23 protein-coding genes and 1 tRNA gene are annotated in these 26,269 nt (G+C 72.6%); 21 read left to right on the forward strand and 3 right to left on the reverse strand.

The genetic code is table 11. The features are described 5' to 3' along the window. Nucleotides 1-13: 13 nt before the first annotated feature. Nucleotides 14-691, reverse strand: a complete 678-nt coding sequence (locus H8838_RS08380) for an LON peptidase substrate-binding domain-containing protein (protein WP_224766476.1) — start codon at nucleotides 689-691, stop codon at nucleotides 14-16. A 72-nt stretch (nucleotides 692-763) separates the two neighbouring features. On the opposite strand from H8838_RS08380, the gene hisD reads away from it, so the two are divergent. From hisD to hisF, 6 genes are all read left to right on the forward strand, one after another. Further along, a complete protein-coding gene (hisD, locus tag H8838_RS08385; protein WP_185994882.1) occupies nucleotides 764-2,059 on the forward strand; it encodes a histidinol dehydrogenase in 1,296 nt (431 codons plus the stop codon). Continuing rightward, nucleotides 2,056-3,162, forward strand: coding sequence for a histidinol-phosphate transaminase (locus H8838_RS08390; RefSeq protein WP_185994881.1), 1,107 nt, complete (start codon nucleotides 2,056-2,058; stop codon nucleotides 3,160-3,162). Before hisD ends, H8838_RS08390 begins: the two co-directional genes overlap by 4 nt. After that, entirely contained in the window at nucleotides 3,159-3,791 is a 633-nt protein-coding gene (gene hisB / locus H8838_RS08395) for an imidazoleglycerol-phosphate dehydratase HisB (protein WP_185994880.1), read from the forward strand. Before H8838_RS08390 ends, hisB begins: the two co-directional genes overlap by 4 nt. A 47-nt stretch (nucleotides 3,792-3,838) precedes the next feature. Further along, the gene (gene hisH, locus H8838_RS08400) at nucleotides 3,839-4,471 is read left to right on the forward strand and encodes an imidazole glycerol phosphate synthase subunit HisH (protein WP_185995151.1); all 633 of its coding nucleotides are present in this window, start codon (nucleotides 3,839-3,841) and stop codon (nucleotides 4,469-4,471) included. Nucleotides 4,472-4,602: 131 nt separating this feature from the next. Next, complete coding sequence (priA, locus tag H8838_RS08405; protein WP_224766477.1) at nucleotides 4,603-5,373, forward strand: bifunctional 1-(5-phosphoribosyl)-5-((5-phosphoribosylamino)methylideneamino)imidazole-4-carboxamide isomerase/phosphoribosylanthranilate isomerase PriA; 771 nt, start codon at nucleotides 4,603-4,605, stop codon at nucleotides 5,371-5,373. Further along, nucleotides 5,370-6,149 (forward strand): imidazole glycerol phosphate synthase subunit HisF, encoded by a 780-nt coding sequence (gene hisF, locus H8838_RS08410; RefSeq protein WP_181310667.1) that lies wholly within the window; start codon nucleotides 5,370-5,372, stop codon nucleotides 6,147-6,149. The genes priA and hisF overlap by 4 nt, the downstream gene beginning before the upstream one ends. A 12-nt stretch (nucleotides 6,150-6,161) precedes the next feature. Here the strand turns inward: hisF and H8838_RS08415 are convergent, their stop codons facing one another. Further along, nucleotides 6,162-6,785, reverse strand: a complete 624-nt coding sequence (locus H8838_RS08415) for a TIGR03085 family metal-binding protein (RefSeq protein ID WP_185994878.1) — start codon at nucleotides 6,783-6,785, stop codon at nucleotides 6,162-6,164. A gap of 146 nt (nucleotides 6,786-6,931) precedes the next feature. On the opposite strand from H8838_RS08415, the gene H8838_RS08420 reads away from it, so the two are divergent. From H8838_RS08420 to pyk, 13 genes are all read left to right on the forward strand, one after another. Next, complete coding sequence (locus H8838_RS08420; protein WP_224766478.1) at nucleotides 6,932-8,770, forward strand: ABC transporter ATP-binding protein; 1,839 nt, start codon at nucleotides 6,932-6,934, stop codon at nucleotides 8,768-8,770. Continuing rightward, nucleotides 8,767-10,581, forward strand: coding sequence for an ABC transporter ATP-binding protein (locus H8838_RS08425; RefSeq protein WP_181310669.1), 1,815 nt, complete (start codon nucleotides 8,767-8,769; stop codon nucleotides 10,579-10,581). The genes H8838_RS08420 and H8838_RS08425 overlap by 4 nt, the downstream gene beginning before the upstream one ends. 34 nt (nucleotides 10,582-10,615) lie before the next feature. Then, nucleotides 10,616-10,972, forward strand: a complete 357-nt coding sequence (hisI, locus tag H8838_RS08430) for a phosphoribosyl-AMP cyclohydrolase (RefSeq protein WP_181310670.1) — start codon at nucleotides 10,616-10,618, stop codon at nucleotides 10,970-10,972. Then, entirely contained in the window at nucleotides 10,965-11,567 is a 603-nt protein-coding gene (locus tag H8838_RS08435) for a Trp biosynthesis-associated membrane protein (protein WP_185994877.1), read from the forward strand. The genes hisI and H8838_RS08435 overlap by 8 nt, the downstream gene beginning before the upstream one ends. A gap of 48 nt (nucleotides 11,568-11,615) precedes the next feature. Next, nucleotides 11,616-11,816, forward strand: coding sequence for an HGxxPAAW family protein (locus tag H8838_RS08440; protein ID WP_181310672.1), 201 nt, complete (start codon nucleotides 11,616-11,618; stop codon nucleotides 11,814-11,816). Between the two features lie 101 nt (nucleotides 11,817-11,917). Beyond that, a complete protein-coding gene (gene trpC, locus H8838_RS08445; RefSeq protein ID WP_185994876.1) occupies nucleotides 11,918-12,700 on the forward strand; it encodes an indole-3-glycerol phosphate synthase TrpC in 783 nt (260 codons plus the stop codon). Next, nucleotides 12,697-13,929, forward strand: coding sequence for a tryptophan synthase subunit beta (gene trpB / locus H8838_RS08450; RefSeq protein WP_185994875.1), 1,233 nt, complete (start codon nucleotides 12,697-12,699; stop codon nucleotides 13,927-13,929). Before trpC ends, trpB begins: the two co-directional genes overlap by 4 nt. Then, complete coding sequence (gene trpA / locus H8838_RS08455; protein ID WP_181310675.1) at nucleotides 13,926-14,720, forward strand: tryptophan synthase subunit alpha; 795 nt, start codon at nucleotides 13,926-13,928, stop codon at nucleotides 14,718-14,720. Before trpB ends, trpA begins: the two co-directional genes overlap by 4 nt. After that, on the forward strand, nucleotides 14,717-15,343 hold the full coding sequence (locus tag H8838_RS08460; protein ID WP_185994874.1) for an SCO family protein: 627 nt from the start codon (nucleotides 14,717-14,719) through the stop codon (nucleotides 15,341-15,343). Before trpA ends, H8838_RS08460 begins: the two co-directional genes overlap by 4 nt. A 22-nt stretch (nucleotides 15,344-15,365) precedes the next feature. After that, a complete protein-coding gene (gene lgt, locus H8838_RS08465) occupies nucleotides 15,366-16,271 on the forward strand; it encodes a prolipoprotein diacylglyceryl transferase (protein WP_185994873.1) in 906 nt (301 codons plus the stop codon). Between the two features lie 130 nt (nucleotides 16,272-16,401). Continuing rightward, nucleotides 16,402-20,931 carry a glutamate synthase large subunit gene (gltB, locus tag H8838_RS08470; RefSeq protein WP_397182044.1) on the forward strand — a complete coding sequence of 1,510 codons (4,530 nt, stop codon included), beginning with the start codon at nucleotides 16,402-16,404 and terminating at the stop codon, nucleotides 20,929-20,931. Nucleotides 20,932-21,011: 80 nt separating this feature from the next. Next, on the forward strand, nucleotides 21,012-22,472 hold the full coding sequence (locus H8838_RS08475) for a glutamate synthase subunit beta (protein WP_185994871.1): 1,461 nt from the start codon (nucleotides 21,012-21,014) through the stop codon (nucleotides 22,470-22,472). Nucleotides 22,473-22,598: 126 nt separating this feature from the next. Further along, nucleotides 22,599-24,053, forward strand: coding sequence for a pyruvate kinase (gene pyk / locus H8838_RS08480; RefSeq protein WP_181310680.1), 1,455 nt, complete (start codon nucleotides 22,599-22,601; stop codon nucleotides 24,051-24,053). A gap of 1 nt (nucleotide 24,054) precedes the next feature. Here pyk and H8838_RS08485 read toward each other — a convergent pair. Then, a tRNA-Leu gene (locus tag H8838_RS08485) sits at nucleotides 24,055-24,128 on the reverse strand. 68 nt (nucleotides 24,129-24,196) lie between these two features. Between H8838_RS08485 and H8838_RS08490 the strand changes: the two genes are divergently transcribed. Next, a complete protein-coding gene (locus H8838_RS08490) occupies nucleotides 24,197-24,805 on the forward strand; it encodes an ANTAR domain-containing response regulator (RefSeq protein ID WP_224766479.1) in 609 nt (202 codons plus the stop codon). 193 nt (nucleotides 24,806-24,998) lie between these two features. Further along, nucleotides 24,999-26,261 (forward strand): branched-chain amino acid ABC transporter permease, encoded by a 1,263-nt coding sequence (locus H8838_RS08495; protein ID WP_219924001.1) that lies wholly within the window; start codon nucleotides 24,999-25,001, stop codon nucleotides 26,259-26,261. The last annotated feature ends 8 nt before the right edge of the window (nucleotides 26,262-26,269 follow it).

Below are 26,269 nucleotides of genomic sequence, written 5' to 3' on the forward strand. Positions count from 1 at the left end.
GTCAGCGCCTGACTCAGTTGGGCGACCACCGGGTGCGGGCGACCTCCGTGGCCGGGAGCGACGGGATGACGTTCATCGCGCGCAGCTCCTCGCGCAGCATCCCGGTGACCAGCTCCAGCCGTTCCCGGGTGTTCGGCGCCTCCAGCAGCTCCTGACGCTCGGCCATCGGCAACGGCACCAGCGCGGCCAGCGTCCAGGAGAGGTACTGCGGGTCTCGGGGGAGTGCGCCGTCGAACGGGTCTGCACGGAACTGCGAGACAGCGGCGCGGTAGGCGGTGAAGGTCGCCCGGGACCGGGCCACCAGCTCCGCCGGCACCTCCACCTCGGCGTCCCCGAGGTCGGTCACCTCGGCCTGGGGGAAGTCGCCGTCGGTGCGCAGCCGGTCCAGCCGGAAGCGTCCGCGCCCCACGGCCACGATGTCGTAGCCCCCGTCGTCCAACGGCTCGATCTCCGAGAGCTGCAGCACGCAGCCGACCCGGTACAGCGACTGGGCGCCGTGGTCTCCCACCTCGTACCCCTCACGGATCGCGACGGAGCCGAAGAGCCTGCGCGCCGGGTCGGGCTCGGCCGCGAGGTGCTGCACCAGGGCCCGGTAGCGCTCCTCGAAGACGTGCAGCGGGATCGAGACCCCGGGGAAGAGCACGGTGCTGAGCGGGAACATCGGCAGGACACCGGGAGGGGGTTGGGTCACGCGACCCAACGTAGTTTGTCCACCCCGGGTCCGGACAGCGGGCACGCAGCCCCCCGCACCTACAATTGAGCCATGATCCGCCGCCTCGACCTCCGGGACGCAGACGCGTCCGTCGACTACCGCGCTGCCGTGCCGCGCGCCAAGTTCGACGTCGAGTCCGCGGTCCATGTCGTTCAGCCGATCTGCGAGGACGTGCGCACCCGCGGCGTGGAAGCGGTGCGCGAGCTCTCCGAGCGCTTCGACGGCGTCCGCCAGGACGACATCCGGGTGCCCACCGAGGCGCTCGGCGAGGCCCTGGAGAAGCTCGACCCGGCGGTGCGCGCCGGGCTGGAGGAGTCGATCCGCCGACTCCGGGCCACCTGCGAGGCCGAGCTCGAGCACGACGTGGTCACCGAGCTGGCCCCGGGCGCGGTGGTCACCCACCGCAAGGTGCCGGTGGACCGCGTCGGCCTCTACGTGCCCGGCGGCCTGGCGCCCCTGGTCTCCTCGGTGGTGATGAACGTGGTGCCCGCGCAGGTCGCGGGGGTGGGCTCGATCGCCCTGACCAGCCCGCCGCAGAAGCACAACGGCGGCCTGCCCGAGGCGACGATCCTGGCGGCGTGCGCGCTGCTCGGCGTCGACGAGGTGTACGCCGTGGGCGGCGCCCAGGCGATCGCGATGCTGGCCTACGGCGCCGGTCCGTGCGCGCGGGTCGACCTGGTGACCGGTCCGGGCAACATCTACACGGTCGCGGCGAAGCGCCTGCTCAAGGGTGTCGTGGGGATCGACTCGGAGGCCGGCCCGACCGAGATCGCGATCCTGGCCGACGACTCCGCGGACGCCGCGCACGTGGCGGCCGACCTGATCTCCCAGGCCGAGCACGACCCGATGGCTGCCTCGGTCCTGGTCACCGACTCGCTGCGGCTGGCCGCCGACGTGGAGGCCGAGCTGGACAAGCAGGTCGCGGTCACCCGGCACGTCGAGCGGGTGCGCACCGCGCTGTCCGGCGAGCAGTCCGGGATCGTGCTGGTACGCGACCTCGAGCAGGGCCTCGCGGTGGTCAACGCCTACGCCGCCGAGCACCTGGAGATCCACACCGTCGACGCCTCCGCGGTGGCCGCCCGGGTCCGCAACGCCGGGGCCGTCTTCGTCGGCACCTGGGCGCCGGTCTCGCTGGGCGACTACTGCGCCGGCTCCAACCACGTGCTGCCGACCGCCGGCTGCGCCTGCCACTCCTCGGGGCTCTCGGTGCGGGCCTTCACCCGCTCCGTGCACGTGATCGACTACTCGCGCGCGGCGCTCGAGCAGGTGGCCGACCACGTCGTCGCCCTCGCCGAGGCGGAGGACCTGCCGGGCCACGGCGCTGCGGTGAAGGTTCGTCTGACGTGACCTTCCCTCCCCTGCGCGAGGAGCTGGTGGGCCTCGAGCCCTACGGCGCGCCCCAGCTCGACGTGCCCGTCCAGCTCAACGTCAACGAGAACCCCTACCCTCCCTCCGCCGAGGTCGTCGCCGACATCGCGGCCTCGGTGGCCGCGGCCGCCGCGACCCTCAACCGCTACCCCGACCGCGAGCTGGTCGAGCTGCGCGCCCGGCTCGCCGACTACCTGAACTCGTCGGGGGGCTCGGGGATCACCCCGGCGCAGGTGTGGGCGGCGAACGGCTCCAACGAGGTCATGCTCCAGCTGCTCCAGGCCTTCGGTGGTCCCGGGCGGTCCGCTCTGAGCTTCGCGCCCACGTACGCGATGTACCCGGAGTACGCCCGCGACACCATGACGACCTGGGTCCAGGGCCGGCGCGCCGAGGACTTCTCCCTCGACCTGCCGGCCGCCCGCGAGCTGGTGCTCGAGCACCGGCCCAGCGTGATCCTGCTGCCCTCGCCCAACAACCCCACCGGGACGGCGCTGCCCCCCGAGGCGATCACCACCCTCTGCGAGGCGGCCGGGGACGGCGTGGTGGTGGTGGACGAGGCGTACGGCGAGTTCCGGCGTACCGGCACCCCCAGCGCGCTGGAGCTCCTGCCGCGGCACCGCAACCTGGTGGTCACCCGCACCATGAGCAAGGCGTTCGCCCTGGCGGGAGCCCGGCTGGGCTACCTCGCCGCGGACACGGCGATCTGCGACGCCATCCGGGTCGTGCGCCTGCCGTACCACCTCTCGGCCGTCACCCAGGCCACCGCGCTGGCCGCGCTCCGGCACGCGGACGAGCTGCTGGGCCGGGTCGACGACCTGCGACGTGAGCGGGACGAGCTCGTCGACTGGCTGCGCGGCCGGGGGCACGAGGTGGCCGACAGCGACGCGAACTTCGTCTACTTCGGCCGGTTCGCCGACCGGCACGCCGTCTGGCAGGGTCTGCTGGACCGTGGGGTGCTGATCCGCGAGGTCGGCCCCGACGGGTGGCTGCGGGTCTCGGTGGGGACACCGGAGGAGATGGCAGCATTCAGGCAGGCCCTGGTGGACGTCACCACCCAGGGCGCGAGCGAGGAGCAGGCATGAGCGAGCAGCAGGACCTTCGGCCCCGGCGTACCGCGGTGGTCGACCGCCAGACCAGGGAGACCAAGGTCCACCTCGAGCTCGACCTCGACGGCACCGGCCGCACCGACATCAGCACCGGCGTCGGCTTCTACGACCACATGCTCACCGCCTTCGGCCGGCACGCCCTGGTCGACCTGGTGGCGCACGTCGAGGGGGACACCCACATCGACGCCCACCACACGGTCGAGGACACCGCGATCGCGCTGGGCGAGGCGATCCGCACGGCCCTGGGCGACAAGGTCGGGATCCGCCGCTTCGGCGACGCGACCGTGCCGCTCGACGAGGCCCTCGTCCAGGCCGTCGTCGACGTCTCCGGGCGCCCCTACTGCGTGCACGACGGCGAGCCCGAGGGCCAGCAGTACGTGCTGATCGGCGGTACCGGCGCGGCGTACATCGGGTCGCTGACCCGGCACGTCTTCGAGTCCGTCGCCCACCACGCGCAGATGGCGATCCACGTGCGGGTGCTCGGCGGCCGGGACCCGCACCACATCGTGGAGACCCAGTTCAAGGCGTTCGCCCGCGCGCTGCGCGACGCGGTCGCCCTCGACCCCCGCGAGACCGGGGTGCCCTCGACCAAGGGTGCCCTGTGACCGGGGCCCCGGAGGCGGGCGCCCCCGCCGGGGCGGCGCCCGAGGCCGTGGACAAGGACGTCGTGGTGTTCGACTACGGCTCCGGCAACCTGCGCTCGGTCGTGCGGGCGATGGAGCGCACGGGCGCCCGGGTGACGCTGACCTCGGACCGGCGCGCCGCCGAGGACGCCGACGGACTCGTCGTGCCCGGAGTGGGCGCGTTCGCCGCCTGCATGCAGGGCCTGCGGGCCGTGCGCGGCCACGAGGTGATCGGTCGGCGGCTGGCCGGTGGCCGCCCGGTGCTGGGCATCTGCGTGGGCATGCAGATCCTCTTCGCCCGCGGGGTGGAGCACGGCGTGGAGGCCGAGGGCTGCGACGAGTGGCCCGGCGTCGTCGAGCGGCTCCAGGCCGACGTGGTCCCGCACATGGGCTGGAACACGGTCGAGGTCCCGGGGGAGAGCGTGCTCTTCGAGGGGCTGCGCGACGAGCGGTTCTACTTCGTCCACTCCTACGGCGTGCGGTCGTGGGACCTGGTGACCAACGACCGGACCCGCGCTCCGATCGTGACCTGGGCCGAGCACGGGGGCGACCGGTTCGTGGCCGCCGTGGAGAACGGTCCGCTGAGCGCCACCCAGTTCCACCCCGAGAAGTCCGGCGACGCGGGAGCCGCGCTGCTGCGCAACTGGGTCGCGACGTTGTGACCCGGCTGGAGCGTCGGCGGGCCGCGATCCAGCGCCGCGACACCTTCCTGCGCTCCCTCCGCATGCCTGAGATCCCCCCGGTCGGCGAGCTGCCGCCGCCGTCCCCGACCACCTCCCCGAGGAGCACCCCCGTGTCCGACCCCACCCCCAGCACCGACTCCGCCGCTCCCCGCTACCTCGAGCTGCTCCCCGCTGTCGACATCGCCGGCGGCCAGGCGGTCCAGCTGGTGCAGGGCGTGGCCGGCTCGGAGAAGCGGTTCGGCGACCCGGTCGAGGCCGCCCTGCGCTGGCAGGAGGCCGGCGCCGAGTGGCTCCACCTGGTCGACCTCGACGCGGCGTTCGGCCGGGGCCACAACCGCGAGCTGCAGGCAGAGATCGTCGGTCGGCTCGACATCAAGGTGGAGATGAGCGGCGGCATCCGGGACGACGAGTCGCTGGCCGCGGCGATGGCGACCGGCTGCCGGCGGGTCAACATCGGCACCGCGGCGCTCGAGCAGCCCGAGTGGTGCGCCCGGGCGATCGCCACCTACGGGGACCGGGTGGCCATCGGCCTGGACGTGCGCGGCACCACCCTCGCGGCCCGCGGCTGGACCCAGGAGGGTGGCGACCTCTACGAGGTGCTGGCCCGCCTGGACGCCGAGGGGTGCGCCCGGTACGTCGTCACCGACGTCGACAAGGACGGGATGCTCCAGGGCCCGAACCTCGAGCTGCTGCGCTCGGTCTGCTCGCGCACCGACCGCCCGGTGGTCGCCTCCGGCGGCGTGACCGAGCTGGCGGACCTGGAGGCCCTGCAGAGCCTCGTCCCCGTGGGGGTGGAGGGGGCCATCATCGGGACCGCGCTCTACGAGGGTCGGTTCACCCTCGAGGAGGCGCTCGCGCTGACCCTGCCCTCACCGGCATGAGCCTCGCGATCAGGGTGATCCCCTGCCTGGACGTGGACGGCGGCCGGGTGGTCAAGGGCGTCAACTTCGAGGGTCTGCGCGACGCGGGCGACCCGGTCGAGCTGGCCCGCGCCTACGACGCCCAGGGGGCCGACGAGCTGACCTTCCTCGACATCTCCGCCTCCCACCAGGGCCGGGCCACGACCCTGGAGGTCGTCTCGCGCACCGCCGAGGAGGTCTTCATCCCGCTCACCGTGGGCGGCGGCGTGGGTGCGGTCTCCGACGTCGACCAGCTGCTCCGGGCCGGCGCGGACAAGGTGGCGGTCAACACCGCTGCGATCCGCCGGCCCGAGCTGGTGGCGGAGATCGCGGACCGGTTCGGCAACCAGGTGCTGGTCCTCTCCGTCGACGCCCGGCGTGCCGAGGGCACCGACTCGGGCTTCGAGGTCACCACCCACGGAGGCCGGCGCTCGGCGGGGCTGGACGCCCTGGAGTGGGCGTCCCGGGCCGCCGAGCTGGGTGCGGGGGAGATCCTGCTCAACGCCATGGACGCCGACGGCACCCGGGACGGGTTCGACCTCGACCTGATCGCCGCGGTCCGCCGCGAGGTCTCCGTGCCCGTGATCGCCAGCGGCGGGGCGGGTCGTCGCGAGCACTTCGCACCCGCAGTGGCAGCGGGCGCGGACGCCGTCCTGGCGGCGTCGGTCTTCCACTTCGGCACGCTGACGGTGCCCGAGGTCAAGGACGCCCTGGCCGAGGCCGGGTACCCGGTGCGCCGGGTGGGCTCGGCCGGCTAGGTCGCTGGGGGTCTAGGGCCGGAGCCGGTCGAAGGTCGCCCGGAACCGGCGTACCGGCTCATCCATCCCCTCCAGGGCGACGTCGACGCTGGGCCGGTCGAAGAGGAGCAGCACCAGCTCCGAGGCACGCCCGGTGAGCACCACCGGGTCCTCCCCGCGCCGCAGCACGGCGCGCCTTCCGTCGTCGCGCACTGCGACCACCGGCACGCCTGCCGGCCGGACCATCGCGCGTCCGGCGAGGGTGAGGTGGCGCCAGAGGGTCTCCTCGTCCGCGGCGGCGAGCGCGCGGGGCTCCCAGCCGGGCTGCGCCCGGCGCAGGTCCTCGTGGTGCACGAAGAACTCGGTGGTGTTGATCGCGGAGTCGACCGGGCCGAGGAGCCAGGGGGCCGGCGTACGAAGCCTGTCCACCAGTGTGGCCAGCTCCTGCCTGCTCCACGCGTCCATCGCGCGCTCGGTGCGGCTCGAGAGCGGCGGCACGGCCAGCCCGACCGCCCACGGCGAGCGCTCGCGCACCAGCAGGTGGGCCACCAGGCGGCGGGCGTCCCAGCCCTCGCAGCAGGTCGGCGCGGCCGGGCCCAGCTGCAGCGCGGTGTCGCACAGCGCCTGGCGTTCCCGGCGGGCCAGTGTGTCGCTCATGTCCCCACCCTAGGCACAGTGCGGGCAGGAGGACGCCCGGGAATAGCCTGAGCGTCCGCGGGGGTTGCCTCAGGAAGCGCCCCCGGGTCCCGGTGGCTGTCGGGCCGGACGGCCCGGACGAGAACCGATGAGGAGGCGCAGCGCGCGTGGTGCAGGAGCAGGACACGTCGCGGGCGTCGACCACCCGGGAGGGCTTCGCGGTCCTGGGCGTCGGCATCCGCCGCGAACCGGTCATCTTCGCCGTCTCCACCCTGGGCAGCGTGCTCTTCGCGGTGCTGACGGTCGCGGACGCGTGGGTGCTCGGCTGGGCCACCGACCACGTGGTCCTCCCCGCCTTCGAGAACGGCGAGATCGGCACCGGGCTGCTGTGGGCCGTGGTCGGCCTCTTCCTCGGCGTCGCGGTGCTCAGGGCTGTGGGCATCGTGGCCCGCCGGCTCGGCGCGGGCCTGATGCAGTACCGGATGCAGGCGCACACCCGGCGGGCGGTGACCCGGCAGTACCTCTCGCTGCCGATGTCGTGGCACCAGCGCCACCCGACGGGCCAGCTGCTCTCCAACGCCTACTCCGACGTCGAGGCGGCCTGGGGACCGATCGCCCCGTTGCCGATGGCGCTGGGCACCGTGGTGATGATGGTCATCGCGGTCGCCCAGATGCTCGCTGCGGACGTGGTGATGGCCGCCGTCGGGATGCTGGTCTTCCCCGCCGTCGTGCTGGCCAACCTGGTCTACCAGCGCCTCTCCTCCCCGCTGATGACGCAGGCCCAGGGGCTGCGGGCCGAGCTGAGCGCGGTGGCCCACGAGTCCTTCGACGGCGCGATGGTGGTCAAGACGCTGGGCCGGGAGCCCGAGGAGACCCGCAGGTTCGAGGCGAAGGCGCACCAGCTGCGCGACGTGCTGATCCGGGCCGGCCGGATCCGGGCCGTCTTCGACCCGGTGCTGGCGGCGCTGCCCAGCCTGGGGGTGCTCGTGGTGCTCGCCGTCGGCGTCTCCCGGGTGCTGTCGGGCGCCACCGAGCCCGGCGACGTGGTCACCGTCGCCTACCTGCTGACCATCGTGGCCTTCCCGATCCGGGCGATCGGCTGGCTGCTGGGTGAGTTCCCACGCAGCGTGGTGGGCTTCCGGCGCACGACCGCGGTCCTGGAGGCGACCGGGTCGATGCCCTTCGGCGACTCGGCGCTGCCCGTCTCCGAGGGCGGGGCGACGCTGAGCGTCGAGGGGGTCGGGTACGCCTACGATCCGGCGGCGCCCGTGCTGCGCGAGGTCACCTTCGACGTCCCCGCCGGCCGCACGGTCGCCCTGGTGGGGCCGACCGCGTCCGGCAAGAGCACGCTCACCGCGCTGCTCGCCCGGCTGCTGGACCCCGACCGCGGCCGCGTGCTGGTCGACGGGACCGATCTGCGCGAGCTGGCCCGCGGCGAGCTGTCCCGGGTGATGGCGGTCGTGCCCCAGACCGCCTTCCTCTTCGACGACACCGTGCGGGGCAACGTCACCCTCGGCGCGGACTACAGCGACGAGCAGGTCTGGGACGCCCTCCGGGCGGCACAGGCGGACGGCTTCGTGGCTGCCCTGCCCGAGGGTCTGGACACGCAGCTGGGAGAGCGCGGCACGTCGCTCTCCGGCGGTCAGCGGCAGCGGATCTCGCTGGCGCGGGCACTGGTCCGCCGGCCGCGCCTGCTGGTGCTGGACGACGCGACCTCCGCGGTCGACCCCGAGGTGGAGGCGCGGATCCTGGCGGCGCTGCGCGAGGGCGCCGGGGGCGTGGCCCGCGAGGCGACGCTGGTGGTCGTGGCCTACCGCAAGGCCACCATCGCCCTGGCCGACGAGGTCATCCACCTCGACGAGGGGCGGGTGGTCGACCGCGGTACGCACGCCGAGCTGCTGGCGCGCGACCTCGACTACGCCCGCCTGGTCAACGCCTACGAGCACGAGCACGACCCGGGACACCCCGGCACGGACCAGCCGGAGACGGTGGGGGAGCGGGCATGAGCGAGCAGAGCCGGCCCGCGGGCCGTTCCGGCACCCGGGTGACCAGCGGCGAGGAGATCGGCGCGATCGCGACCATCCGTCGGGGCCTCGCCCACTCCCCGGAGATGCTCCAGGGCATCCGGGTGACCTTCCTGCTCGCCGTGCTGGCCTCGGCGGGCCAGGTGATCGTGCCGGTGGCGGTCCAGCAGACCCTGGACCGCGGCCTCGACGGCCCGGGCGGTCCCGACGTCGCGCTGGTGGTCCGGATCGGCCTGGTCTGCGCGCTGGGCGTCCTGGTCACCGGGGTGGCGTCCGCGCTGATGACCAGCCGGCTCTTCGGTGCGGCCGAGCGCGGGCTGGCGACGTTGCGGGTCAAGGCGTTCCGGCACGTGCACGACCTGCCGCTGCTCACCCAGAGCACCGAGCGGCGTGGCTCCCTGGTCTCCCGGGTGACCACCGACGTCGACCAGGTCAGCCAGTTCCTGGTCTTCGGCGGCCTGCTCCTGGTGGTCAGCGTGGGGCAGGTGCTGGTCGCGACCGTGGTGATGGCGATCTACAGCTGGCAGCTGGCCCTGGTGGTCTGGATCTGCTTCGCGCCGTTGTTCATCTCCATCCGGTACTTCCAGCGCAAGCTCTCCGAGGCGTACGGCGTGGTGCGCCGTCACGTCGGCACGCTGCTCTCCGCGATCTCCGAGCCGGTGGTGGGAGCGCCGGTCGTCCGCTCCTACGCGGTGGAGGAGCGGACCCAGGAGCGCATCGACCGGGCGATCGACGACTTCAAGACCGCCAGCACCAGGGCGCAGACCTACACGGTCGTCTCGTTCTCCCTCGGCGGGCTCTCGGCCGGGCTGGCAAACGCCGGCGTGCTGGTGGTCGGCGTGCTCCTGGGGTTCACCGGCGACCTCACCGCCGGCCAGGTGCTTGCCTTCGCGTTCCTGGTCACGCTCTTCGTGGGTCCGGTCCAGATGGGCACCCAGATCCTCACCGACGCCCAGAACGCGATCGCCAGCTGGCGTCGGGTGATCGGGATCCTGGAGACCCCGGCCGACCTGGTCGATCCCGGAGAGCAGGGTCAGGTGCTGCCGCGGGGACCGATCGACGTCCAGCTGCGCGCCGTGACCTTCGCCTACCCGGGTGGGGCGCCGGTGCTGCACGACGTCGACCTGCACATCGAGGCAGGCACCCGGGTGGCCGTGGTCGGGGAGACCGGCTCGGGCAAGTCCACCGTCGCCAAGCTGCTCACCCGGTTGATGGACCCCACCAGCGGGTCGGTCCTGCTGGACGGCACCGACGTCCGCGAGGTCGGCAACGAGAGCCTGCGTCGCAGCGTGGTGCTGGTGCCCCAGGAGGGCTTCCTGTTCGACGACACGATCGCCGCCAACGTCCGCTACGGCCGGCTGGACGCGACCGAGGAGCAGATCCTGGCCTCGGCCCGCGAGCTCGGCCTGGCGGACTGGCTGGCCGGTCTGCCGGCGGGGCTGCAGACCTCGGTCGGACAGCGGGGGGAGTCGCTGTCAGCGGGGGAGCGGCAGCTGGTCGCGCTGCTGCGGGCGCACCTGGCCGACCCGGACCTGCTGGTCCTGGACGAGGCCACCAGCGCGGTGGACCCGGAGCTGGAGATGCGGATCGGCCGGGCGCTGGAGCGGCTGATGAGCGGACGTACGTCGGTGACCATCGCGCACCGCCTCTCCACCGCCGAGCAGGCGGACGAGGTGGTGGTGGTCGACCGGGGCCGGGTGGTCCAGCGCGGGCCGCACGCCCGGCTGGTGGCCGAGACCGGCTCGGTCTACGCCGGGCTGCACGACTCGTGGGTCGCCCAGCAGGGACGATGAGGCAGGGCGTGGGTCGGCTGGGATACTGGCACTCGTGAGCTCCCTGGACCCCGCCGTCTCCGACCGCCTCAAGCGCACCGCCGACGGGCTCGTGCCTGCGGTCGTTCAGCAGCACGACACCGGCGAGGTGCTGATGCTCGGCTGGATGGACGACGAGGCGCTCGCTCGCACCATCGCCACCGGCCGGGCCACGTACTGGTCGCGCAGCCGCAGCGAGTACTGGGTCAAGGGGGAGACCTCCGGCCACCGCCAGTGGGTCACCGAGATCCGCCTGGACTGCGACGGCGACACCCTGCTGGTGAAGGTGGACCAGGAGGGCGCTGCCTGCCACACCGGCGACCGCACCTGCTTCGACGCCGACCTGCTGCACCAGGGGCCCGGCCGTGCGTGACCGGTCCTTCGGTCCTGTCGTCGTCCTGGGGCTGGCGGCGGGGACGCTGGCCGCCGTGGCCGGCAGCCGCGACTGGGTCGAGGTGGAGGCGCAGGGGCCCGACGAGGCGCTGCTGCAGGCCTGGTGGACTGCCTCGCCCGGGCTCGCCCAGATGCCGTTGTCGGGGGCGTTGGGTCTGGTCGTCCTGGCCTGCTGGGGCGTCCTGCTGGTCACCCGCGGCCGGTGGCGCCGGGTCGTGGCCGTCGCCGGGACCGTGGCCTCGCTCGGCCTGGTCGCGACCTGGGTGACCGCGCTGGTCGACCTCCAGGACCGGGTGGTGGAGCGGCTCGATCCCTCCGGCGCCGCCTTCGGCGACCCCACCTGGACCACGTGGTTCTGGGTGGCGGCCCCGGCCGCCCTGCTCGCGGTGGCGACCTTCGCGGTGGCGGTCCGGCGGGCGCCGCGGTGGCCGGCCATGGGGTCGCGGTACGACGCGCCCACCCGGCGCCCCGACGCGGAGTCCCCGGCCCAGACCCCGGTGCAGGACCGGGACCCCACCGCGGTCTGGAAGGCGCTCGACGAGGGCCGCGATCCGACCCGGGACCCGGCCCCCTAGACTGTGCGCGTCCCTCGACCGACGCGGAACTTTCTGGAGCGCACCTGAATGGCTGACAACCACGGCAACACCCCTGCAGCATGGACCGCGGTGTCCGTGGCGTTCCTGGGCTTCGTGATCGGCAGCATCGCCCTGATGCTCAGCCCCGTCAGCATGGTCCTGTTCTGGGTCGGGATCGGGCTGGCCGCGGTCGCGCTGCCGGTCTTCCTGGTGATGGCCAAGATGGGGCTGCACGAGTCCAACCACTGAGGCCCCTCGCCCGGTCGTCGTCCGGGTGAGACCTCCAGGGACCGCGCCCGCCGGGGTGAGAGGCTGGTCCCGTACCCCTGCGCAGAGAAGTGAGTGAACCCGTGTCCGTTCTCGACGACATCGTCGCCGGCGTGCGGATCGACCTGGCCCGCCGGGAGTCCGAGGTTCCGCTCGCGGACCTCCGGGCAGCCCTGGCCGACGTCGACCCGCCCCGCGACCCGATGCCGCACTTCCGTGGTGCCGGCTCCAGCGTGATCGCCGAGGTCAAGCGGCGCAGCCCCAGCAAGGGCGACCTGGCCGACATCCCGGACCCCGCGGCGCTCGCCACGGCGTACGCCCGCGGCGGGGCGGCGGCGATCTCCGTGCTGACCGAGGAGCGACGCTTCGGCGGCTCCCTGGCGGACCTGCGGGCCGTGCGTGCGGCGGTCGACGTGCCGCTGCTGCGCAAGGACTTCATCGTGGAGCCCTACCAGGTCCTCGAGGCGCGCGCCGCCGGCGCGGACCTGGTCCTGCTGATCGTGGCCTCGCTGGACGACGACCGCCTGCGGACGCTGCACGACCAGGCCCGCGAGCTGGGCCTCACCGTCCTGGTCGAGGTGCACGACGAGGCGGAGACCGAGCGGGCCGTCGAGCTGGGCGCCGAGCTGATCGGGGTCAACGCGCGCAACCTCAAGACCCTCGCGGTCGACCCGGCCACCTTCGGCCGGCTGGCCCCGCTGGTGCCCGAGGACCGGGTGAAGGTCGCCGAGTCCGGCATCGGGGACGCCGCCGACGTGGCAGCCTTCGTCGCGCAGGGCGCGCGGGCCGTCCTGGTGGGCGAGGCACTGGTCCGCGACGGCGACCCCACGGGCGCCGTGGCCCGGATGACGGGAATCACCCGATGACCGGGCAGCCGGGACGCTACGACGCCGACGAGCGCGGCTTCTTCGGCGACTTCGGCGGGCGGTTCATGCCCGAGGCGCTGGTCGCCGCCCTGGACGAGCTGACGGTCGCCTGGCGCGACGCCATGGCCGACCCGGAGTTCGTGGGCGAGTTCGAGGCCATCCTGCGCGACTACGCCGGCACCCCCAGCCGGCTCTACCACGCCGAGCGGCTCTCGGACCAGGTCGGCGCCCGCGTGCTGCTCAAGCGCGAGGACCTCAACCACACCGGCGCGCACAAGATCCGCAACGTCCTCGGCCAGGCGCTGCTGACCAAGCGGATGGGCAAGAAGCGGGTCATCGCCGAGACCGGCGCCGGCCAGCACGGGGTCGCCAGCGCCACCGCGGCGGCGTACTTCGGGCTCGACTGCACCGTCTACATGGGCGCGGTCGACGTCCGGCGCCAGGCGCTCAACGTCGCGCGCATGCAGCTCCTCGGAGCGACGGTCATCCCGGTCGACGCGGGCAGTGCGACCCTCAAGGACGCCATCAACGAGGCGCTGCGCGACTGGGTCGCCAGCGTCGACCACACGGCGTACCTCTTCGGGACCGCGGCGGGGCCGCACCCGTTCCCCAGCATGGTGCGCGACTTCTGCCGAGGCATCGGCGACGAGGCCAGGGCCCAGTGCCTGGAGCAGTTCGGCCGGCTGCCGCACGCCGTCGCGGCCTGCGTCGGCGGCGGGTCCAACGCCATCGGCCTGTTCACCGCCTTCCTGGAGGACGACGACGTCGAGGTGTGGGGCTTCGAGCCGGGTGGTGACGGCGTGGAGACGGGCCGGCACGCGGCGACCATCCACGCCGGTGAGAGCGGCGTCCTGCACGGGGCCCGCACCTACGTCCTGCAGGACGAGGACGGCCAGACCATCGAGTCGCACTCGATCTCCGCCGGCCTGGACTACCCGGGCGTGGGCCCGCAGCACGCTGCCCTGGCCCGAGCGGGCCGCGCCGTCTACGAGCCGGTCACCGACGTCGAGGCGATGGAGGCGATGGCGCTGCTCAGCAGGACCGAGGGGATCATCCCGGCGATCGAGAGCGCGCACGCACTCGCGGGTGCGCTCCGCTCCGTGCCGGCGCTGATCGAGCGACACGGCCCCGAGGCGACCGTCCTGGTCAACCTCTCGGGGCGTGGCGACAAGGACATGGGCACGGCGATCGAGTGGTTCGGCCTCGGCCGAGAGGCGGGTGCGCAGTGAGCGCCCGGCTGGCCTTCGACCGCGCGCGGGGCGAGGGACGGGCCGCGCTGGTGGGCTACCTGCCGGCCGGCTTCCCCGACCTCGCCGGCTCCATCGACGCCGTCCGGGTGCTCGTCGAGAGCGGGTGCGACGTGATCGAGCTCGGCCTGCCCTACAGCGACCCGGTGATGGACGGCCCTACCATCCAGGCCGCGGCCCAGCAGGCGCTGGACGGCGGGACCCGCACCCGGGACGTGCTCAAGGTGGTCGAGGAGATCGCCGCCACCGGGGTGCCGACCCTGGTGATGACCTACTGGAACCCGGTCGAGCGGTACGGCGTGGAGCGGTTCGCCGCCGACCTGGCCTCCGCCGGCGGCGCCGGGCTGATCACCCCGGACCTGACGCCCGACAGCGGCCAGGAGTGGATCGCCGCGGCCGACGCGCACGACCTGGACAAGGTCTTCCTGGTGGCGCCCAGCTCGACCGACGAGCGGATCGCGATGACCACCGCTGCCTGCCGCGGCTTCGTCTACGCCACCGCGGTGATGGGCGTGACCGGCGCGCGCGCCACCACCAGCGACCTGGCCGCCCCGTTGGTGGCACGCACCAAGGCGGCCACGGAGCTGCCGGTCGGTGTGGGCCTGGGGGTCAGCAACGGTGACCAGGCCGCTGAGATCGCGGAGTACGCTGACGGCGTGATCGTCGGTTCGGCCTTCGTCCGGACCCTGCTGGACCACCGGGACGACCGGGCCGCCGGGTTGCGGGCACTCGACTCCCTGACCCAGGACCTCGCCCGGGGGGTGCGCCGGTGACCGGTCGCGTCTCCCGCGCCCTCGCCTCCCTGCTGGCCCTGCTCGTCCTGCTCACCGCCTGCGGGGGCGGCGAGCCGGCAGCCTCGGACGCCGGTCTGGACACCGACGGGCTGCACGGGAGCGCCCTGGACGAGCCGTACCGGGTGCCCGAGACCGACCTGATCGACACCGCCGGGGCGGACTACTCGCTGACCGACGCCGACGCCGACCTGACGCTGGTCTTCTTCGGCTACACCCACTGCCCGGACATCTGCGGGATCGTGATGTCCACGATCGCGAGCGCGCTGGTGCGGCTCGACGACGCGGACCGGGAGCGGGTCGACGTCGTCTTCGTCACCACCGACCCCGCGCGCGACGACCCGGCGAGCCTGCGGGCCTACCTCGACTCCTACGACCCTGAGTTCGAAGGGGCCACCGGCGAGATGGAGACGATCATCGCCACCGCCCGCGAGCTCGCGGTCTTCGTGGAGCAGGGGGAGAAGCTGCCCGGCGGCGGCTACGAGGTCGTGCACAGCGACCCGATCATCGGGCTCGACGACCAGGACCAGGCCACTACCGTGTGGTCCAAGGACACCTCCGCCCAGCAGCTCGCAGAAGACATCGAGGAGCTCCTCTCCCGGTGATCCGCCCGACCAGGGGAGAACCATGCTCGACCAGCTGACCGTCCTCGCCATCCCGAGTCCCGGTACGGGCGTCTGGTACCTGGGCCCGGTCCCGCTGCGCGGCTACGCGCTGGCCATCATCGCCGGCATCGTCGCCGCGGTCTGGATCGGCGAGCGTCGCTGGGTCGCGCGCGGCGGCCAGCCGGGGGAGGTGCAGGACCTGGCGGTGTGGGCGGTGCTCTTCGGCCTGGTGGGCGGCCGGCTCTACCACGTGGCGACGGACTGGCAGCGGTACTTCGGGCCCGACGGGGACCCGGTCGCAGCGCTGCAGGTCTGGCGTGGCGGGCTGGGGATCTGGGGGGCGATCGCCCTGGGCGCCGTCGGGGTGATGATCGGCGCCCGGCTCCACCACATCCGGGTCGCGCCGATGCTCGACGCGCTGGCGCCCGGCGTGCTCGTGGCGCAGGCGATCGGCCGCTGGGGCAACTGGTTCAACCAGGAGCTCTACGGCCGGCCCACCGACCTCCCGTGGGGGCTGGAGATCGACATGGACCACCGGGTCCCGCAGTACAGCGGCACCGAGGACGCCGACCTGCTCTTCCACCCGACCTTCCTCTACGAGAGCCTCTGGGCCCTGGCCGCGTTCTTCGTGGTGATCTGGGCCGACCGACGGTTCCGGCTGGGTCACGGACGGGTGGTGGCGCTCTACGTGATGGCCTACACCGTCGGACGCGGGTGGATCGAGATGCTGCGCATCGACGACGTCCAGCTCGCCGACGTGGCCGGGCTGCGGCTCAACGTGTGGACCTCGATCGTGCTCTTCCTCGCCGCCCTGGTCTGGTTCGTCGTCTCCGCCCGCCGGCACCCGGGGCGCGAGACCGAGGTGTACACCGACGGCCGGACCCCCGCGACCGCGTCCGAGGAGTCCGGCGTGGAAGGGCGTGGGTGAGCAGCCCGACCGGATGGTAAAGTCAGACCTCGCGCTGGCCAACGTCGTCCCGTGCTGCACCATGCTCTGACCAGCCAGTTCGTCTCCCCGTGCGCGGGGGGCTCCGGACGCAGACGACGGGAGGATGCCCATGCACGCATTCCCTCCGCCCCAAGGGCTCTACGACCCCACTCACGAGCACGACGCGTGCGGTGTGGCTTTCGTGGCGACCCTGACCGGCGTTGCCAGCCACGACATCGTTGCCAAGGCGCTCACCGCGCTGCGCAACCTGGACCACCGCGGTGCCGCGGGAGCCGAGACCAACTCCGGTGACGGCGCCGGCATCCTCATGCAGGTGCCGGACGCCTTCCTGCGCGACGTGGTCGACTTCGACCTCCCCATCCGCCACGGGTACGCCGTGGGCACCGCGTTCATCCCCGGTGACGCCGACGAGGTCGCCAAGACCCGCCAGCGGATCGAGGAGCTCGCCGCCGAGGAGAAGCTGACCGTCCTCGGCTGGCGCGACGTCCCGATCGAGCCCAGCATCCTGGGCGCCACGGCCCTGAGCGTGATGCCCACCTTCAGCCAGCTCTTCGTCGCCGCGAGCGGAGCCCGGCTGACCGGCATGGCGCTGGAGCGCCTGGCGTTCTGCCTGCGCAAGCGCGCCGAGCACGAGACGGGTGTCTACTTCCCCTCGCTCTCGTCCCGCACGCTGGCCTACAAGGGCATGCTGACCACCGACCAGCTCGACGAGTTCTTCCCCGACCTGCGTGACGAGCGGGTCGCCTCGGCGATGGCGGTCGTGCACTCGCGGTTCTCCACGAACACGTTCCCGAGCTGGCCGCTGGCCCACCCGTTCCGGTTCATCGCCCACAACGGCGAGATCAACACCGTGATGGGCAACCGGAACTGGATGCGCGCCCGCGAGGCGCTGCTCTCCTCCGACCTGATCCCCGGCGACCTGGAGCGGCTCTTCCCGATCTGCACACCGGGCGCCTCGGACTCCGCCTCGTTCGACGAGGTGCTCGAGCTGCTGCACATGGGCGGGCGCTCGCTGCCGCACTCGGTGCTGATGATGATCCCCGAGGCGTGGGAGAACCACGCCGAGATGGACTCGGCCCGGCGCGCCTTCTACGAGTTCCACTCCACGCTGATGGAGCCGTGGGACGGCCCGGCCTGCGTGGTCTTCACCGACGGCGCCCAGATCGGCGCGGTCCTCGACCGCAACGGCCTGCGTCCCTCGCGCTACTGGGTGACCGAGGACGGCCTGGTCGTCCTGGCCTCCGAGGTCGGCGTCCTCGACCTCGACCCGGCCACGGTGGTCCGCAAGGGCCGGCTCAAGCCCGGGCGGATGTTCCTGGTCGACACCGAGGAGCACCGGATCATCGAGGACGAGGAGGTCAAGGCCCAGCTCGCCTCGGAGCAGCCGTACGACGAGTGGCTGCACGCCGGGCTGATCAACCTCGACGACATCCCCGAGCGGGAGCACGTGGTGCACACCCACGCCTCGGTGACCCGGCGCCAGCAGGTCTTCGGCTACTCCCAGGAGGAGCTGCGGGTCCTGCTCACCCCGATGGCCAACACCGGGGCCGAGCCGATCGGCTCGATGGGCACCGACACCCCCATCGCCGCGCTGTCGGAGAAGCCGCGGCTGCTCTTCGACTACTTCGCCCAGCTGTTCGCGCAGGTCACCAACCCGCCGCTGGACGCGATCCGCGAGGAGCTCGTGACCTCGCTCTACGGCACCGTCGGGCCGGAGGCCAACCTCCTGCAGCCCACCCCGGCCTCCTGCCGGCAGGTGGTGATCCCCTTCCCGGTGATCTCCAACGACGACCTGGCCAAGCTGCGGCACATCAACCACGACGGCGACATGCCGGGCTTCATCACCCACGTCTCGCGCGGCCTCTACGAGGTCGACGGGGGAGGGGAGGCGCTGGCGCGCCGCCTGGACGAGATCTGTCGCGAGGTCTCCGACGCGATCGCCCGGGGCGCGCGGATCATCGTGCTCTCCGACCGGCACTCCACCGCCGAGCTCGCGCCGATCCCGTCGCTGCTGATGACCGCCGCGGTCCACCACCACCTGGTGCGCGAGAAGACGCGCACTCAGGTCGGCCTGGTGATCGAGGCTGCCGACGTCCGCGAGGTGCACCACGTCGCCCTGCTGATGGGATACGGCGCGGCCGCGGTCAACCCCTACCTGGCGATGGAGTCGGTCGAGGACCTGGCCCGCGAGGGTCACTACGTGACCCTGGAGCCCGAGCGCGCCGTCAAGAACCTGGTCAAGGCGCTCGGCAAGGGCGTGCTCAAGGTGATGTCCAAGATGGGCGTCTCCACCGTGGCCTCCTACACCGGCGCGCAGATCTTCGAGGCCGTCGGCCTCTCCCAGGAGGTGGTCGACAAGTACTTCACCGGCACCACCTCCAAGCTGGGCGGGATCGGCCTGGACACCATCGCCGAGGAGGTCGCCCGGCGCCACGCGACGGCCTACCCCCGGGGCGGGATCGTGCCGAGCAGGCGCGAGCTGAGCACCGGCGGCGAGTACCAGTGGCGTCGCGACGGCGAGCCGCACCTGTTCGACCCGGAGACCGTCTTCCGGCTCCAGCACGCCACCCGCAGCGGTCGCTACGACCTGTTCAAGCAGTACACCCGGCGGGTCGACGAGCAGGCCGAGCGGCTGATGACCCTGCGCGGGCTGTTCCGGTTCAAGTCCGACCGGACACCGGTGCCGCTGGACGAGGTCGAGCCGGTCTCCGAGATCGTCAAGCGCTTCTCCACCGGCGCCATGTCCTACGGGTCGATCAGCCAGGAGGCGCACGAGACCCTGGCGGTGGCGATGAACCGCCTCGGCGGCAAGTCCAACACCGGGGAGGGCGGGGAGGACCCCGACCGCCTCTACGACCCGGAGCGGCGCAGCTCGATCAAGCAGGTCGCCTCCGGCCGCTTCGGCGTCACCTCGGAGTACCTGACCAACGCCGACGACATCCAGATCAAGATAGCCCAGGGCGCCAAGCCCGGCGAGGGCGGGCAGCTGCCCGGTCACAAGGTCTACCCGTGGGTGGCCAAGACCCGGCACTCGACGCCCGGCGTCGGCCTGATCTCGCCGCCGCCGCACCACGACATCTACTCGATCGAGGACCTGGCCCAGCTGATCCACGACCTGAAGAACGCGAACCCGTCCGCACGGGTGCACGTCAAGCTGGTCGCGGAGGTCGGGGTCGGCACGGTCGCGGCGGGTGTCTCCAAGGCGCACGCCGACGTGGTGCTGGTCTCCGGGCACGACGGCGGCACGGGTGCCTCGCCGCTGACCTCGCTCAAGCACGCGGGCGGTCCCTGGGAGCTCGGCCTGGCCGAGACCCAGCAGACCCTGCTGCTCAACGGGCTGCGGGACCGCATCGTGGTGCAGGCCGACGGGCAGCTCAAGACCGGTCGCGACGTGGTGATCGCCGCGCTGCTCGGTGCCGAGGAGTACGGCTTCGCGACGGCCCCGCTGGTGGTCTCGGGCTGCATCATGATGCGCGTGTGCCACCTGGACACCTGTCCCGTCGGGGTCGCCACCCAGAACCCGGTGCTGCGCGAGCGCTACAGCGGCAAGCCCGAGTTCGTGGTCAACTTCTTCGAGTACATCGCCGAAGAGGTGCGCGAGCTGCTGGCCGAGCTGGGCTTCCGCACCCTCGACGAGGCGGTGGGCCAGGTCCAGGCCCTGGACGTGGCCGAGGCGGTCGACCACTGGAAGGCCTCCGGGCTCGACCTGCGGCCGATCCTGCACCAGGTCCAGGCCCAGGAGCAGTTCGCCGACCAGGACCTGCGGTGCACCAAGTCGCAGGACCACGGACTGGCGAAGGCTCTGGACAACGAGCTGATCGAGATCGCCCGGCCCGCGCTGGAGTCCGGCGAGCCGGTCCGTGCCCAGGTCGAGGTGCGCAACGTCAACCGCACGGTGGGCACCATGCTCGGCCACGAGGTGACCAAGCGCTACCGCGGCGAGGGTCTGCCCGACGGCACCATCGACCTGACGTTCACCGGGTCGGCGGGCCAGTCCTTCGGTGCCTTCGTCCCCCGGGGGATGACCCTGCGGCTCGAGGGCGACGCCAACGACTACGTCGGCAAGGGGCTCTCGGGCGGCCGGATCGTGGTCCGTCCCGACCGGGCGGCCACCTTCGACGCCTCCACCCAGATCATCGCGGGCAACACGATCGGCTACGGCGCCACGTCGGGCTCGATCTTCCTGCGCGGTCAGGCGGGGGAGCGGTTCTGCGTGCGCAACTCCGGTGCCACCGCGGTGGTCGAGGGCGTGGGTGACCACGGCTGCGAGTACATGACCGGCGGTCGCGTGGTGGTGCTCGGGCCGACCGGGCGCAACTTCGCTGCCGGCATGTCGGGCGGGTACGCCTTCGTGCTCGACCTCCAGGAGAACCGGGTCAACCGGGAGCTCGTGGAGCTGGCCCCGGTGACGGGCGACGCCGTGGGCGAGCTCGAGGCGATCGTGCGCGAGCACCTCGAGGAGACGGGGTCGACCGTGGCCCAGGAGCTGCTCGCCGACTGGCCCACCTCCGTGGGCCGGTTCACCGAGGTCATGCCCAGCGACTTCAAGCGGGTCATGGAGGCCCGGGCCGAGGCCCTCGAGGAAGGCCTGAACGACGACGAGGCCGCGGCACGGATCATGGAGGTCCTCCATGGCTGAGCACCCCACCGGCAAGCAGGGCACAGACAGGTCGGACCGCGGCGCTCTCCGCCGCTCATCCACGGACGAGGTGACGCACAATGGCTGACCCCAAGGGATTCCTCAAGCACGGACGGCAGGTCGCCACCCGCCGGGTCGTGGAAGAGAGGGTCAAGGACTGGAACGAGGTCTACCCCGACGGCATCGGCCGCGCCCTGCTGCCGATCATCAACACCCAGGCCGGGCGCTGCATGGACTGCGGCATCCCGTTCTGCCACCAGGGCTGCCCGCTGGGCAACATCATCCCGGAGTGGAACGACCTGGTCTGGCGCGACGACTGGGACGGCGCGATGGACCGGCTGCACGCGACGAACAACTTCCCGGAGTTCACCGGGAGGCTCTGCCCGGCGCCGTGCGAGACCGCCTGCGTGCTGGGGATCAACCAGGACGCGGTGACGATCAAGAACGTCGAGGTCTCCATCATCGACCGGGCCTGGGAGTCCGGCTACGTCCGGCCCCAGCCGCCGGAGTGGCTCTCGGGCCGCACGGTGGCGGTGATCGGGTCCGGTCCCGCCGGGCTCGCCGCCGCCCAGCAGCTCACCCGGGCCGGCCACACCGTCGCGGTCTACGAGCGTGACGACCGGGCCGGGGGACTGCTGCGCTACGGCATCCCCGAGTTCAAGATGGAGAAGAAGCACCTGGACCGCAGGCTGGACCAGATGCGCCGCGAGGGCACCATCTTCCGCACCGGCGTCGACGTGGGCGGCTCCGCGCTGCCCGGCTCCCGGCTGCGCGAGCGCTACGACGCGGTGGTGATCGCCACCGGGTCGACCCTGCCCCGCGACCTGCCCGTCCCGGGGCGGGAGCTGGCCGGGATCCACCAGGCGATGGAGTTCCTGCCCCAGGCCAACCGGGTGGCGCTCGGCGACGAGGTGCCGGACCAGATCCGCGCCGACGGCAAGCACGTGGTGATCATCGGCGGTGGCGACACGGGCGCGGACTGCCTCGGCACCTCGATCCGGCACGGCGCGGCCAGCATCACCCAGCTGGAGATCCTCGCCCAGCCTCCGGTGGAGCGGCCCGAGAACCAGCCGTGGCCGACGTACCCGATGACCTTCCGGGTCTCCTCGGCGCACGAGGAGGGCGGGGAGCGGATGTACGCCGTCTCCACCCAGGAGTTCGTCGGCGACGAGGAGGGCCGGGTCCGGGCCCTGCGCCTGGTCGAGGTCGACGCCTCCTTCGCCCCCGTGCCGGGCACGGAGCGGGAGATCCCGGCCGACCTGGTGCTGCTGGCCATGGGCTTCACCGGCCCCCAGCGCGAGGGACTGGTCGAGCAGCTGGGTCTGGACCTCGACGAGCGCGGCAACGTGGCGCGGGACAAGCACTACGCCACCTCCGTCCCCGGGGTCTTCGCGGCCGGTGACGCCGGTCGCGGTCAGTCCCTGATCGTCTGGGCGATCGCGGAGGGCCGGGCGGCCGCTGCGGCGGTCGACGAGTACCTCACCGGGTCGACGGCTCTGCCGTCGCCGATCCCGCCGACGGCGCGCCCGCTCGTGGTCTGAGCCTGCCCGGCAGCACCTGCAACCCCCGCGACACCCCGGACGCCCTGGCGCCCGGGGTGTCGCGCTTCACCAGGGCGGCGGCGTGCGGGCCTGGTTTTGGATCGTTCAAGGGGTAGGCTCGGGGACGTGCGAAAAGCGAAGATCGTCTGCACCCTGGGGCCCGCCGTGGCCTCTCCCGAGAAGATCCGCGCCCTGGTGGACGCGGGGATGGACGTCGCTCGGCTCAACATGAGTCACGGCTCCTACGAGGACCACGCGCGGATGTACCGGATGGTCCGCGACGCGAGCGACGCCTCGGGTCGCGGGGTCGGCATCCTGGCCGACCTGCAGGGACCGAAGATCCGGCTGGAGCGCTTCGCGGGCGGCCCGGTGGAGCTGGAGGAGGGGCAGCCCTGGGTCATCACCACCCGGGACGTCCCGGGTGACGCCCACGAGTGCGGCACGACGTACAAGGGACTGCCCGGGGACGTCGCCGAGGGCGACCCGATCCTGATCAACGACGGCAAGGTCCGGCTGGTCGTGGAGAAGGTGGACGGCCCCGACGTGCACACCCGGGTCGTGGTCGGCGGCCGCGTCTCGGACCACAAGGGGATCAACCTGCCGGGCGTCGCGGTCTCGGTGCCGGCGCTGAGCGAGAAGGACCGCGACGACCTGCGCTGGGCCCTGCGCCAGGGCGTGGACTTCGTCGCCCTCTCCTTCGTTCGCTCCGCTGCGGACTTCGACGACGTCCGCGCGGTGATGGACGAAGTGGGTCGCACCGTGCCGACGCTGGCCAAGATCGAGAAGCCGCAGGCCATCGAGAACCTCGAGGCGATCGTCGACGCCTTCGACGGCTTCATGGTCGCCCGCGGCGACCTTGGGGTCGAGTGCCCGCTGGAGCTGGTGCCGCTGCTGCAGAAGGACCTGGTCGAGCGTGCGCGACGGCACGCCAAGCCGGTTATCGTGGCCACCCAGATGCTGGAGTCGATGATCAGCGCGCCGGCCCCCACCCGGGCCGAGGCCTCCGACGTGGCCAACGCCGTCCTGGACGGCGCGGACGCGGTGATGCTCTCCGGCGAGACGAGCGTGGGGCAGTACGCGGTGGAGACCGTGCGCACCATGGCCAGGATCGTGGAGACCACCGAGCAGCACGGCATGGCGCGGATGGCGCCGATGACCTGGCACCCCCGCACCCGGGGCGGGATCATCGCGAAGGCCGCGGCCGAGGTCGCCGAGCGCGTGGGTGCGCCGTACCTGATCGCCTTCACCCAGAGCGGGGACTCCGCGCGCCGTCTCGCGCGCCTGCGCGGGGAGATCCCGGTGCTCGCCTTCACCCCGCACGCCAGCACCCGTTCGCGCCTGGCCCTGACCTGGGGCGTGGAGGCGTTCAAGACCGAGGACGTGGAGCACACCGACGAGATGGTGCGCCAGGTCGACGAGGCGCTGCTCGACATCGGCCGCCTCGAGGTGGGGGAGCAGGTCGTGATCATCGGCGGCAGCCCGCCCGGCATCCCCGGGTCGACCAACGCCCTGCGGATCCACCGCATCGGCGACGCGATCAACGGCGTGGCTCCGGCCTACCGGCGGATGCGCGACCGCTGAGTGCCCCGGGTGGGATTCGAACCCACACTGGACGGTGTTTGAGACCGCTTCCTCTACCGGTTGGGATACCGGGGCGACAGGGCGACAACGTACCGGACCCACGGGTGCGCACCGGGGGTCGGGGGAGGGGTTAATCTCTGCTCGTGAACGCCACCCAGCCCCGCCCCACGCCCCGCGTCGTGATCGCCGAGGACGAGGCGCTCATCCGCATGGACCTCGCTGAGATGCTCACCGAGGAGGGCTACGAGGTGGTCGGCCAGGCGGGCGACGGCGAGCGTGCGGTCGAGCTGGCCGAGGAGCTGCGCCCCGACCTGGTCATCCTGGACGTGAAGATGCCCGTCCTGGACGGGATCGCGGCGGCCGAGCGGATCGCCGGTCAGCGCATCTGTCCCGTGGTCATCCTCACCGCCTTCTCCCAGCGCGACCTGGTCGAGCGGGCCCGCGACGCCGGGGCGATGGCCTACCTGGTCAAGCCGTTCAGCAAGACCGACCTGGTGCCGGCGATCGAGATGGCGGTCAGCCGGTTCGCCGAGGTCCGCAGCCTGGAGGCCGAGGTCGGGGACCTGACGGAACGGCTGGCCACCCGCAAGGCGATGGACCGGGCCAAGGGCGTGCTCCAGTCCGAGCTCGGGATCACCGAGCCGGAGGCCTTCCGCTGGATCCAGAAGACCGCCATGGACCTGAGGCTCTCCATGCGGCAGGTGGCGGACGGCGTGGTGACCCACGGACCGGGAATCGCCCAGGGGTCCTGAGACCCGGCCGAAAGGTCACCGTTTGGCATCACTCGGCGTTCGGACACCGGGCGCCCTCCCCAGCGACGCAGGTCACACCTACACTGCCGTGTGCGTCCGGGCGGGCGTGCAGACGGGTGGGAGGATCCGAGTGAAGGTTCGCCAAGAACTGCCAGGGGAACGCCGTCGTGCCCCGCGCAGCGTGCAACTGCTGATGGTCGCGCTCGTCGCGGGCATCATGTGGATGCTCGCGCCGGCCGTGCAGGCCTCGGTGCCGGTCCTGTGCATGCCGAGCGAGAGCACCGGCTGCCTCGGCGGGACGCTGCGCACCGAGGAGGGCGTCGTCCCCGAGGTGGACATCAAGGTGACCAGCCCGTCGGGCGAGGAGACCGTCCTCACCACCAACGAGCAGGGCAAGTGGAACCTGACCGCGGAGGAGGAGGGTCCCTGGACGCTCCAGGTCGACCCCGAGACGCTCCCGGACGACGTGGCGACCACCGGTGAGGAGGTCGTCACCGTCCAGGCCCGCTTCGGCGCCACCATCCCGGGGCTGATCCCGGTCCGGACCGACAGCTTCAGCTCCGAGCGCAGCTTCACCGAGTACCTCGCCCAGAGCGCGGTCAACGGCCTGCGCCTGGGGCTGCTGCTGGCGCTCGCCGCGGTCGGCCTCTCGCTGATCTACGGCACCACCCGGCTCTCCAGCTTCTCCCACGCCGAGCAGGTGACCCTGGGCGGCATGGTCGCCTACGGGCTGGTCAACGTCGCGGGGCTGAACCTCTGGCTCGGTGGCGCGATCACCGTGGTGATCTGTGCGATGACCGGCTGGACCCAGGACCGGCTGATGTGGCAGCCCCTGCGCCGCCGCGGCCTCGGGCTCACCCAGATGATGATCGTCACGATCGGTCTGGCCCTCGCCGCTCAGTACGCCTTCCAGTACTTCGTCGGGGCGCGCACGGTGCGGGTCGTGCAGGACAACCCGGACGTGGCCGAGTTCGGCCCGATCACCATCACCTACCAGTCCCTGGTCGCGATGGCGATCTCGGTCATCGTCCTGGCGGCGGTGGGCTACGCGCTGCTCCGCACCCGGGTGGGCCGGGCGACGCGCGCGGTCTCCGACAACCCCGCCCTCGCGGCGGCCTCGGGCATCGACGTGGACAAGGTGGTGCGCCTGGTCTGGACCGTGGCCACCGGCCTGGCCGGCCTCTCCGGCATCCTCTACGCGCTGGTGACCAACGGCATCAAGTGGGACTCCGGGATGCAGATCCTCCTGCTGCTCTTCGCCGCGGTCACCCTGGGCGGTCTCGGCACCGCCTTCGGTGCCCTCCTCGGCGCGCTCATCATCGGCATGGTCGTCGAGCTCTCGCCGGTCTTCGGCATGCCGGGCGACTTCAAGTACGCGACCGCGATGCTCATCCTCATCCTGCTCCTGCTGGTGCGGCCCCAGGGCCTGCTCGGCAAGGCTGAGCGGGTCGGGTAGAAGGGGAA

It is taken from the genome of Nocardioides campestrisoli (assembly GCF_013624435.2).
GTDB lineage: Bacteria > Actinomycetota > Actinomycetes > Propionibacteriales > Nocardioidaceae > Nocardioides > Nocardioides campestrisoli.

Coding starts and splice junctions, on each gene's coding strand:
- lgt (WP_185994873.1), top strand. CDS start 15,366: ATGCTCGACCAGCTGACCGTCCTCGCCATCCCGAGTCCCGGTACGGGC.
- H8838_RS08415 (WP_185994878.1), bottom strand. CDS start 6,785: ATGAGCGACACACTGGCCCGCCGGGAACGCCAGGCGCTGTGCGACACC.
- hisB (WP_185994880.1), top strand. CDS start 3,159: ATGAGCGAGCAGCAGGACCTTCGGCCCCGGCGTACCGCGGTGGTCGAC.
- H8838_RS08495 (WP_219924001.1), top strand. CDS start 24,999: ATGGTCGCGCTCGTCGCGGGCATCATGTGGATGCTCGCGCCGGCCGTG.
- H8838_RS08425 (WP_181310669.1), top strand. CDS start 8,767: ATGAGCGAGCAGAGCCGGCCCGCGGGCCGTTCCGGCACCCGGGTGACC.
- hisF (WP_181310667.1), top strand. CDS start 5,370: ATGAGCCTCGCGATCAGGGTGATCCCCTGCCTGGACGTGGACGGCGGC.
- hisD (WP_185994882.1), top strand. CDS start 764: ATGATCCGCCGCCTCGACCTCCGGGACGCAGACGCGTCCGTCGACTAC.
- H8838_RS08475 (WP_185994871.1), top strand. CDS start 21,012: ATGGCTGACCCCAAGGGATTCCTCAAGCACGGACGGCAGGTCGCCACC.
- gltB (WP_397182044.1), top strand. CDS start 16,402: ATGCACGCATTCCCTCCGCCCCAAGGGCTCTACGACCCCACTCACGAG.
- trpB (WP_185994875.1), top strand. CDS start 12,697: ATGACCGGGCAGCCGGGACGCTACGACGCCGACGAGCGCGGCTTCTTC.
- H8838_RS08440 (WP_181310672.1), top strand. CDS start 11,616: ATGGCTGACAACCACGGCAACACCCCTGCAGCATGGACCGCGGTGTCC.